Source organism: Deferrisoma palaeochoriense, from assembly GCF_054656955.1.
On record NZ_BAAHXI010000050.1, the window covers coordinates 20,563 to 30,240 of the forward strand.

At 67.3% G+C, this 9,678-nt stretch carries 8 protein-coding genes; all 8 read left to right on the forward strand.

Annotation, left to right across the window (positions count from 1 at the left end; all coding sequences use genetic code 11):
• Positions 1-23: 23 nt before the first annotated feature.
• Positions 24-977, forward strand: a complete 954-nt coding sequence (locus ACYQ8L_RS13395; protein ID WP_459942311.1) for an ABC transporter substrate-binding protein — start codon at positions 24-26, stop codon at positions 975-977.
• Positions 978-1,108: 131 nt separating this feature from the next.
• Positions 1,109-2,008 (forward strand): ABC transporter permease, encoded by a 900-nt coding sequence (locus ACYQ8L_RS13400; protein WP_459942312.1) that lies wholly within the window; start codon positions 1,109-1,111, stop codon positions 2,006-2,008.
• Positions 2,005-2,802, forward strand: coding sequence for an ABC transporter ATP-binding protein (locus ACYQ8L_RS13405; RefSeq protein ID WP_459942313.1), 798 nt, complete (start codon positions 2,005-2,007; stop codon positions 2,800-2,802). Before ACYQ8L_RS13400 ends, ACYQ8L_RS13405 begins: the two co-directional genes overlap by 4 nt.
• Before the next feature lie 129 nt (positions 2,803-2,931).
• The gene (locus tag ACYQ8L_RS13410; RefSeq protein ID WP_459942314.1) at positions 2,932-4,062 is read left to right on the forward strand and encodes a 3-hydroxyacyl-CoA dehydrogenase family protein; all 1,131 of its coding nucleotides are present in this window, start codon (positions 2,932-2,934) and stop codon (positions 4,060-4,062) included.
• A 288-nt stretch (positions 4,063-4,350) separates the two neighbouring features.
• A complete protein-coding gene (fusA, locus tag ACYQ8L_RS13415; protein WP_459942315.1) occupies positions 4,351-6,441 on the forward strand; it encodes an elongation factor G in 2,091 nt (696 codons plus the stop codon).
• A 50-nt stretch (positions 6,442-6,491) separates the two neighbouring features.
• Positions 6,492-7,181, forward strand: a complete 690-nt coding sequence (locus tag ACYQ8L_RS13420; protein ID WP_459942316.1) for an ATPase domain-containing protein — start codon at positions 6,492-6,494, stop codon at positions 7,179-7,181.
• A gap of 188 nt (positions 7,182-7,369) precedes the next feature.
• Positions 7,370-8,017 carry an RNA polymerase sigma factor gene (locus ACYQ8L_RS13425; protein WP_459942317.1) on the forward strand — a complete coding sequence of 216 codons (648 nt, stop codon included), beginning with the start codon at positions 7,370-7,372 and terminating at the stop codon, positions 8,015-8,017.
• A gap of 171 nt (positions 8,018-8,188) precedes the next feature.
• Positions 8,189-9,406, forward strand: a complete 1,218-nt coding sequence (locus ACYQ8L_RS13430) for a baeRF10 domain-containing protein (RefSeq protein ID WP_459942318.1) — start codon at positions 8,189-8,191, stop codon at positions 9,404-9,406.
• Positions 9,407-9,678 lie beyond the last annotated feature (272 nt).

Sequence of the window (9,678 nt, forward strand, 5' to 3'; positions counted from 1 at the left end):
TCGGCCCGCAAAGGAGGTGTCCCATGCGTCGGATCCTCGTCTCGCTCCTCGCCTGCACCCTTCTCGCCCCTGCGGCCTGGGCCAAGCCGATCCGGATCGGCATCACCCAGATCGTGGAGCACCCGGCCCTCGACGCCACCCGTCAGGGCGCGATCGACCGGCTCAAGGAACTCGGGTACGAGGAAGGCAAGGACGTCGTTTACGACATCCAGATCGCCCAGGGGAACCCGGCCACGGCCAACCTGATCGCCAAGAAGTTCGTGGGGGAGGGCGTGGACCTCATTCTCGCCATCGCCACCCCCACGGCCGTGGCCGCGGCCAAGGCCACCCGGGAGATCCCCATCGTGATCTCGGCCATCACCGATCCCGTCGGGGCCAAGTTGGTGGAATCCCTGGAGCGCCCCGGCCGCAACGTCACGGGCACCACCGACCTGTCGCCCGTGGCCGAGCAACTCAAGCTGTTCCGGACCGTGGCCCCCAAGGCCAATCGGATCGGGGTGATCTACAACGCCGGCGAGCCCAACTCCGTGACCCTGGTAAAGCTGGCCAAGAAGGCCGGGGCCGAGCTCGGCTACGAGATCGTCGAGGCCACGGTGGCCAACTCGGCCGGGGTCATGGCCGCCGCCAAGAGCCTTGTAGGCCGGGCCGACGCCGTGTACGTGCCCACGGACAACACCGTGGTCTCGGCCCTCGAGGCCGTGGTCCGGGTGTGCCAGGAGGCCAAGATGCCGCTGGTGACCGGCGACACCGACTCGGTGAAGCGGGGCGCCGTGGCGGCCATCGCCATCGACTACTACGAACTGGGTCGCCAGACCGGCGACATGATCGACCGGATCCTCAAGGGGGCCAACCCGGCCGAGATGCCGGTGGAGACCCTCAAGAACTTCGAACTCCACGTGAACAAGAAGGCGGCCGCCGCCATGGGCGCCACCCTTCCCGCGGACTTCGTGGCCAAGGCCGCCAAGGTGTACGAGTAGGCTGGAAGGCGGGGAAGCTGGAACGCGGGGAGGCTGGGAGGCGAGGGGAACCCCGTGGACCCTGCCTTCCAGCCGCTCCCTTGGCGCCCAGCCGCCCACCCGCCTCGCCGCCTCGCCGCTCGGAGATCGTTGTGAGTTTCTATACCTTCATGGGGGCCTTGGAGCAGGGCTTCGTGTACGCGCTCATGGCCCTGGGCGTGTATCTCACGTTTCGGGTGCTCGACTTCCCGGACCTCACGGTGGACGGGTCCCTGCCCCTGGGCGCGGCCGTGTCGGCCACATGGATCACCACCGGCGGGGATCCCTATGTGTCCGTCCTGATCGGGGTCGCCGCCGGCATGGTGGCCGGCTGGGTCACCGCCTTCCTGGCCACCAAGCTGAAGATCCTCCACCTCCTGGCCTCCATTCTCACCATGATCGCCCTTTACTCGGTGAACCTCCGGGTCATGGGCCGGCCCAACATCACCCTTCTCACGGAGCCCACGGTGTTCGGCCCCTTCGAGGGGCTCGGGATGCCCAACTACGTCCTCTACCCCCTCATCTTCTTCGGGGTCGTGGTGGTCTGCGTGGGGCTCCTGTGGTGGTTTTTGCACACGGAACTGGGGCTCGCCCTCCGGGCCACCGGTGACAACCCGGCCATGATCACGGCCCAGGGGGTGAACACCACCGTGACCATCATGCTGGGGCTCGCCCTCTCTAACGGGCTCGTGGCCCTCTCGGGCGCCCTGGTGGCCCAAAGCCAGGGATCGGCCGACGTGGGGATGGGGGTCGGAACCATCGTAGCGGGGCTCGCGTCGGTGATCCTCGGGGAGGCCCTGGTGGGCGAGGGGTCGGTGGGGCGGGCCCTGGTGGGCGTGGTGCTGGGCTCGGTGGTCTATCGGTTGGCGATCGCCACCGCGCTCTCCATCCGGTTCGGTGACCTCGCCCTCACCCCCAGCGATCTCAATCTGATCACCGCGGTGCTCGTTGTCGTGGCCCTCGGGGTTCCCGGGCTTCGCTCAAAACTCCTTCGCCGGAGGGCCGTGGCGTGATCCAGATCGAGGGGCTCATCAAGATCTTCCACCGGGGGAGCGTCAACGAAAACGTGGCCCTCTCGGGGGTGGACCTCCACGTGGCCGACGGCGACTTCGTCACCGTGATCGGCTCGAACGGCGCGGGGAAGTCCACCCTTCTCAACGCCGTGGCCGGCGCGTTTCCGGTGGACGCCGGCACCATCCGGATCGACGGCCGAGACGTGACCCGGCTTCCCGAGCACGAGCGCGCCCGGGACATCGGCCGGGTGTTCCAGGATCCGCTCAAGGGCACGGCCGCCTCCATGACCATCGAGGAGAACCTCGCCATCGCGGCCCGCCGGGGGCTCGCCCGGGGACTTCGGCCCGGGGTGCGAAAGGACGATCGTGACGAGTTCCGGGCGCTTCTCGCCACCCTGGGCCTGGGGCTCGAGAACCGGCTTCGCGATCCCGTGGGGCTTCTCTCGGGGGGCCAGCGCCAGTCGATCACCCTGCTCATGGCCACCCTGCGCCGGCCCAAGATCCTCCTGCTGGACGAGCACACCGCCGCGCTCGACCCCAAAACGGCCCACCTCGTCATGGACCTCACCGACCGGATCGTTGAGCGCGACCGCTTGACCACGCTCATGGTCACCCACAACATGGAGCAGGCGCTTCGCCACGGCAACCGCACCATCATGATGCACCGGGGCCGGATCATCCTGGACGTCTCCGGCGACGAGCGCAAAGGCCTCACCGTGAAGGACCTCCTCGACAAGTTCCACGAGGTCCGCACCGACGACGACGAACTCTCCGACCGGATGCTCCTGGCCTGACCAAACCTCGTTCGCATACGCAGCAGACGAGGTTTTTCTTCCTTCCCGACCATCCGTTTGGTATCCTGTGCGCCTTGGTTCACATGGAGCGGGAGAACCGCGGTTGGTCCCAGCGAGAGGAGGAGTGACATGGCGGAGATCAAGAAGGTCGGTGTGGTCGGTTTCGGGGTGATGGGTTCGGCCATCGGGCTCAACGCGGCGGCGTCGGGTTACGAGGTGGTCTACAAGGAACTCAACGACGAACTGGTGCAGAAGATGTTCGACCGGTTCGTCAAGGCCGCCCTCCAAAAGCGGGTGGAGCGGGGCAAGATGACCCAGGAGCAGATGGACGCGATCACCTCGAAGATCCGGGGTACCGCGAGCTACGAGGGTCTCGCGGACTGTGACCTGGTGATCGAGGCGGCCGTGGAGAAGATGGACCTCAAGATCCAGATCTTCGAGGACCTCTCCAATCACTGCCGGCCCGACGCGATACTCGTGAGCAACACCTCCACCTTCCTCATCGAGAAGCTCATGGAACGGGTGGACCGGCCCGAGCGCACGGCCGGGCTCCATTACTTTTTCCCGGCCAACGTGAACAAGCTCGTGGAGGTGATCCGGTCGAAGCACACCTCGGACGAGACGTACGAGGCCTTGATGGAGTTCGCCCGGAAGAACGGGAAGATCCCGATCACGGTCAAGGACTTCCCGGGGTTTGCGATCAACCCGATCTTCATCGCGAGCTACAACGTGCTGGATTCCTTTTACGACGGCCAGACCTACAACGTGGCCACCCTGGAGGACATCTCGAAGGAGGCCCTCGGCCTCAAGTACGGCATCATGTGGGTCCAGAACGGCTCGGGGCTCGGCACCGCCTACCACGCTGCCGTGTCGATGGTGGAGTACCTGGGCAACACAGACATCGGGTACCCCCCGGTACCCGAGGCGCTCAAGCGCCAGTTCGAGTCGGGCCAACCCTGGAACCTGGAGGACGGCCCGGTGAACACGGACCCTGCGGCCCGAGCCAAGGTGCGCGACCACCTGCTCGGAGCGATCTTCTCCATCGCCACCCACCTCGTGGACCGGGAGGTAGTGAGCCTCAAGGATCTGGAACTCGGGGTGAAAACGGCCCTGGCCTGGCCTAAGGGCCCGTTTGCGCTGATGAACGAGGTGGGCATGGAGGAGGCGACCCGCCTCGTACGCCTGGCGGACGAGGCGGGCTACTTCCGGGTGCCGGCCCGGTTCAAGGACGGGGTGCCGGCCCCCTGGGATCTCGGCTGACCGATCCGCCCTGGGCAGGGCGAAAAACGGGCTGCCGGCTCCCGGCAGCCCGTTTTTTCGTGCCAAGCCCCCCAGGCGAACAGGCCCGGGCCGGCGACCGGCCCCCGGCCCGTAGACCGACGACCAACGACCGTCGACCGATTTTTTTCTTGACTCCCGAGATCCCGACCCGTATAAAGCCCGACTCTTTTCGGCCCGGCCCCGGCGGCGTTCTTCGGGGGGAACCGAAAAGCGCCGCCGTGGCACGCGAAAAGGGAGAATTTTAGAACCCCTATAGGAGCAGAGGACATGATCAAGGACATCTCCAAGATCCGCAACATCGGCATCTCGGCCCACATCGACTCGGGCAAGACCACACTGACCGAGCGTATCCTCTACTACACCAACCGGATCCACGCGATCCACGAGGTGAAGGGCAAGGACGGCGCCGGGGCCACCATGGACTTCATGGAACTCGAGAAGGAGCGCGGCATCACGATCCAGTCGGCCGCCACCTTCTGCGAGTGGGCCGACCACTTCATCAACATCATCGACACCCCGGGCCACGTGGACTTCACCATCGAGGTGGAGCGGGCCCTGCGGGTGCTGGACGGCGCGATCCTGGTGCTCTGCGCCGTGGGCGGGGTCCAGAGCCAGTCCATCACGGTGGACCGGCAGATGAACCGGTACAAGGTGCCCCGGATCGCGTTTGTCAACAAGTGCGACCGCACCGGCGCGAACCCGTACCGGGTGCTGGACCAACTGCGCGACAAGCTCCAGCACAACGCCGTGCTCATGCAGATCCCGATCGGGCTCGAGGCCGACCACCAGGGGGTGGTGGACCTGGTGAAGATGAAGGCCGTGTACTTCGACGGCGACAACGGCGAGCACGTGCGCTACGAGGACATCCCCGAAAACCTGATGGAGGAGGCCCTGGCGCGGCGAGAGGAACTCCTCGATGCGGCGAGCATGTTCGACGACGAGCTCATGGAGGCCGTGCTCGAGGAACGGGCCACGGAGGACCAGATCCACGCCGCCATCCGCAAGGGCGTGCTGGCCCGGGAACTCACCCCGGTGTTCATGGGGTCGGCCTACAAGAACAAGGGGGTCCAGCCCCTGCTGGACGCGGTGGTGCGCTACCTCCCGAGCCCCTACGACATCCAGAACGTGGCGCTCGACATGGAGCGCGACGAGGCCGAGGTGCCGCTGGAATCCGATCCCGAAAAGCCAACGGTGGGCCTGGCGTTCAAGCTCGAGGACGGCCGGTACGGCCAGCTCACCTATGTGCGGGTGTACCAGGGCGTGATCCGCAAGGGCGACACCCTGGTCAACGCCCGAACCGGCAAGAAGTTCAAGGTGGGCCGGCTGTGCCGGATGCACGCCAACCAGATGGAGGAGATCGAGGCCTCAAACTCCGGCGACATCGTGGCCATGTTCGGGATCGACTGCGCCTCGGGCGACACCTTCTGCGCCGAGGGCATGCGGCTCACCATGACCTCCATGTACGTGCCCGAACCGGTGATCAGCCTGGCCGTGTACCCCAAGGACTCGAAGAGCCAGGTCAACATGTCGAAGGCGCTGAACCGGTTCTCCAAGGAGGATCCCACCTTCCGGACCTTCGTGGACCCGGAGAGCGGGGAGACGATCATTCAGGGCATGGGAGAGCTCCACCTCGACGTGTACATCGAGCGGATGCGCCGGGAGTACAAGGCCGAGGTGGAAACCGGGCAGCCCCAGGTGGCGTACCGGGAGGCCATCTCCCAGCGGGCCGAGTTCGACTACCTCCACAAGAAGCAGACCGGTGGTTCGGGCCAGTACGGCCGCGTGGCCGGATACATCGAACCCTTGGAGGAGGGCGAGTACGAGTTCGTGGACCAGATCGTGGGCGGCGTGATCCCCCGGGAGTACATCCCGTCGTGTGACAAGGGGTTCCAGGCCTGCCTTAAGAAGGGCAGCCTGATCGGGGCCCCGATCACCGGGGTGCGGGTCGTGATCAACGACGGAGCGGCCCACTCGGTGGACTCCTCCGACATGGCCTTCCAGCAAGCGGCCATCGGCGCCTTCCGGCAGGCCTACCCCAAGGCCAAGCCCGTCATCCTGGAACCCGTCATGAAGGTGGTGGTCGAAACCCCTTCCGAGTTCCAGGGCCAGGTGCTGGCCACCCTGAACCAGCGCCGCGGCATGATCGTCGGCACCTCGGAGGACGGTCTCTACTCGGTGATCGAGGCCGAGGTGCCGCTGGCCGAGATGTTCGGGTACTCCACGGTGCTCCGGTCGGCCACCCAGGGCAAGGCCGAGTTCACGATGGAGTTCGCCAAGTACCGGCCGGTGCCCCAGAGCGTGGCCGAGGAACTCAAGAAGAAGTACCAGGAGGAGCTCAAAAAGGAGTCCGCGGCGTAGGGGGTGGTCCCGTGGCCGTGCTGATCCGACTGAGCGACAGGAGCGCGCAGATGCTGAAGAACGAACTGGTGGCCCGCAATCCCCTCCGGATCCTCGACCAGACCCGCGAGGGTGGCCTCGCCCCGGGGCAGGTCGGTCTCGTCGCCGCGCGGGCGGGGACCGGAAAGACGGCCTTCCTGATCCAGGTGGCGCTCGACAACCTGCTCCGGGGGAACCCGGTGCTCCACGTGAGCATCGGGGACACCGTGAACCACGTGAAGGCTTGGTACGAGGAACTCTTCCGCGACCTCGCGGAGGGCTACGAACTCGAGCGCAGCCGCGAGGTCTGGGCCGAGGTCGAGCGCAACCGCTTCATCATGACCTTCCGGGTGCAGAGCTTTTCGGTCCAGAAACTGGAGGAGCGGCTCATCGACCTGGTGGAGCAATCGATCTTCTCGCCCCGGGCCGTGGTGGTGGATGGGTTCGACGCCGGTGAAGACCTGGAGGCGATCCTCCAGGACCTCGGCGAGTTCGCCCGCAACCGCGGCCTCAAGGTGTGGGCGGCGGTCCGGACCCACCGGGACCAGGGCGACCCGGGCGAGGGGCTGGAAAAGGCCCTGCCCCACGCCCACCTTGGGTTGACCCTGGAACCCGGTTCCGAGGGGGTGGAGCTTCGCGTGGTCCGGGCGACCGGAACGAAGGGGGAAACGCACCCCCTGGTGCTCGACCCCCGCACGTTTCTCCTGAAGGCGGCGGTCTGAAGGGGTACCGGCCGCAATATTCTTCCCTGCCCTTCCCCCCGAAGAGCGGGCCCCGGTGGAGTCCTCTGCCTCCCCGGGGCCCGTTTTTCTTTGTGCTCCTCGTTGCCTCCCGCCGGCCGATGATTAGGTTTGGAGCGGCCCGTCAGGGCCCAACCGCGCACGGAAAACCGGCCGAAGGAGGTGACACCATGGGTGGCACGATCCGATCCGACGGTTCCGAAATCGATCTCTGGGGCCGAGCTCTGGCTGGTGACCGAGAGGCATTTTGGCAGGCCGTCGAGCCCCATCTGCCCGAACTTCTCTACCGCGCCAGGCGGGATCTCGCGTACCACCGGTCCATGGGGGACCTGCTTCCCGGCGAACCCACGGCGCCCGAGGTGGTGGCCGACGCGCTGGCGAGGGCCTGGCGGCTTCGGCGGCGGAAACCCTCGGATCAGTCGTTGCGGGTTTGGCTTTTGGGGCGGCTGTACAGGGTGATCCGCGACACGGTCCTCCGGGAGCGGCGGCTCCAGCGGCTCTGGAGCGTGACCCTCGAAAACCCGGTTCCGGTGGAAAATCCGACCCTCGTGGACGACGAGTTCTACGACTGGTATCAGCCCGACGACCTGCCCCGGTGGGAGGACGCTCTGCCTTCGGACGAGCCCACCCCGGACCTCCTTGTCGAGGAGAAGGAGGTGTTTGCCGGCGGGCGGGCCGATGTCCGTCAGGCGGCGGTGCTGCGAGACGAACACGGCCTGTCACCGCGGGAGGTTGGGCAGGTGCTCGGGGTGGGCACGGAGGAGGCCCATCGGCTGCTCGCCCAAGCCCCCTCGCCGGGTGCCGACGCCACGGGGTAACTCGGGAACGGGCGGGAACCCGCCCGCATTCCTCGCCTTCACTGCCCCCTCGGGAATCCCCGGGGGTCCGTGAACGCCGCCGGATCGGCCCCCTGTCGGCTGGAATGGTTTCGAGGCCCGCCCGGCCGCCTTCCGGTAGGGCGGGCGAACCGACGAAAGGAGGAACGCGCAATGACCACGCCGGTTAACGTTTCCATGGAACAGATCCTGTCGCCGCAAGAGACCGAGGAGGTGAAGGAACTGTTCGAGACCGCGGTGAACTCTCCCGTACACGTGCTCCCCACACCCGGCCAAGTGCGGGAACTGGCCGGATGGAAGGAAGGCACAGCGCCGGTCGTAAGCCTTTACCTGGACCTCGGGCCGGAACGCCGGGCGCGCGGGGGGTGGGAGGCCGCCGTAAAGGACCTTTTGAGGGAAACACGGGAAGCCGGAGGTCCTGCGGTGGAAAACGAGGTGTCCCGTTTGGAGACGGCGCTGCTCGCCGACCCGCCGCCCACCCAGGCCCGCGGCCTGGCCCTATTCACGTGCGGCGCGGCGGGACTCTGGCGCATGTTCACCCTGCCGATCCAGGTGGACGACCAGGTCCACGTGGGCCCGCGGCCCTATGTGCGACCCCTCGTCCGGGCGATCGACGAACACGAGCAGGCCCTGGTGGTACTCGCCTCAGAAGCCCGGAGCCGGGTCGCCCTCACCCAGGCCGGACTATGCCAAGAACTCCTCACGATCGAGGGCCTCAAGATTCGGGAGGTGTGCTCCGACCGGTGGGATCCGCGCCGGTACCTGACCCGGGACGAACGGGACCGGCTGAAAACGGAGTTGCGCCACTCCGAGGCGAAGGCGCTCGCCAACGTGGTGGAGGCCCTTGCACGGCAGCTCGGGGTGGAACACATTCTCCTAGGGGCATCTCCGGCCTTCCGGGGTGCCCTCTTGGAGCACCTCGACCCCCAGGTTCGCGGCCGCGTCGAACCCGAACCGTTCCCCCTCCTGCTGGAAGCCTCATCGGAGGAACTTGCCAAACGGGCCCTGGAGGCCTCCCGAGCGATCGAGGCACGGGAAGAGGCGCGGACCCTTTCCCGGATCGAGGAGGAAGGGGTGCTCGGTGCCGACCCGGTGCTCCAGGCGCTCCATAACCGCAATGTGCGCACCCTGGCCGTGGCCCGCGGGTTTACCGAACCCGGCGGCCGGTGCTCCGCCTGCGGCCGCCTGCGCACGGGGGAAGGCCCCTGCCCGACCTGCGGCGGCTCGGCCGTGGAACGGGTGGAGGACGTCTGGGATCTCGCGATGGAGGAGGCCTTGGGTCAAGCGGCCTCGATCGAGATCGTGCAGAGCGAACCGACAAGGGGTCGGCTCGTATCCCTGGGCGGTGCGGGCGCCCTGCCGCGGTACTGAACGTCGGGGGGCCGCAGCGGCCCCCCTTCCAACTGACACGGACCCATCGCCCGCGTTGGGGGGCAAGGGGCCTCCCGGAGAGCCGGGTGCTGCCCCCGCGAAAAGCCGCGCAGTGCCTCCATCGCTCGTACCACGAACCCGCCGCGTCTGGGCGAGTGGCCATGGAGCCACCGCCCGGGGTCCGGGCTGCGTGGCGGTTCGGGTGCCGTCACTCGCGCCCGGCCGGAGGGGGGCCCCTTGCCCCGCCCGCCAGCGCGCGCCCCGGCGCTTAC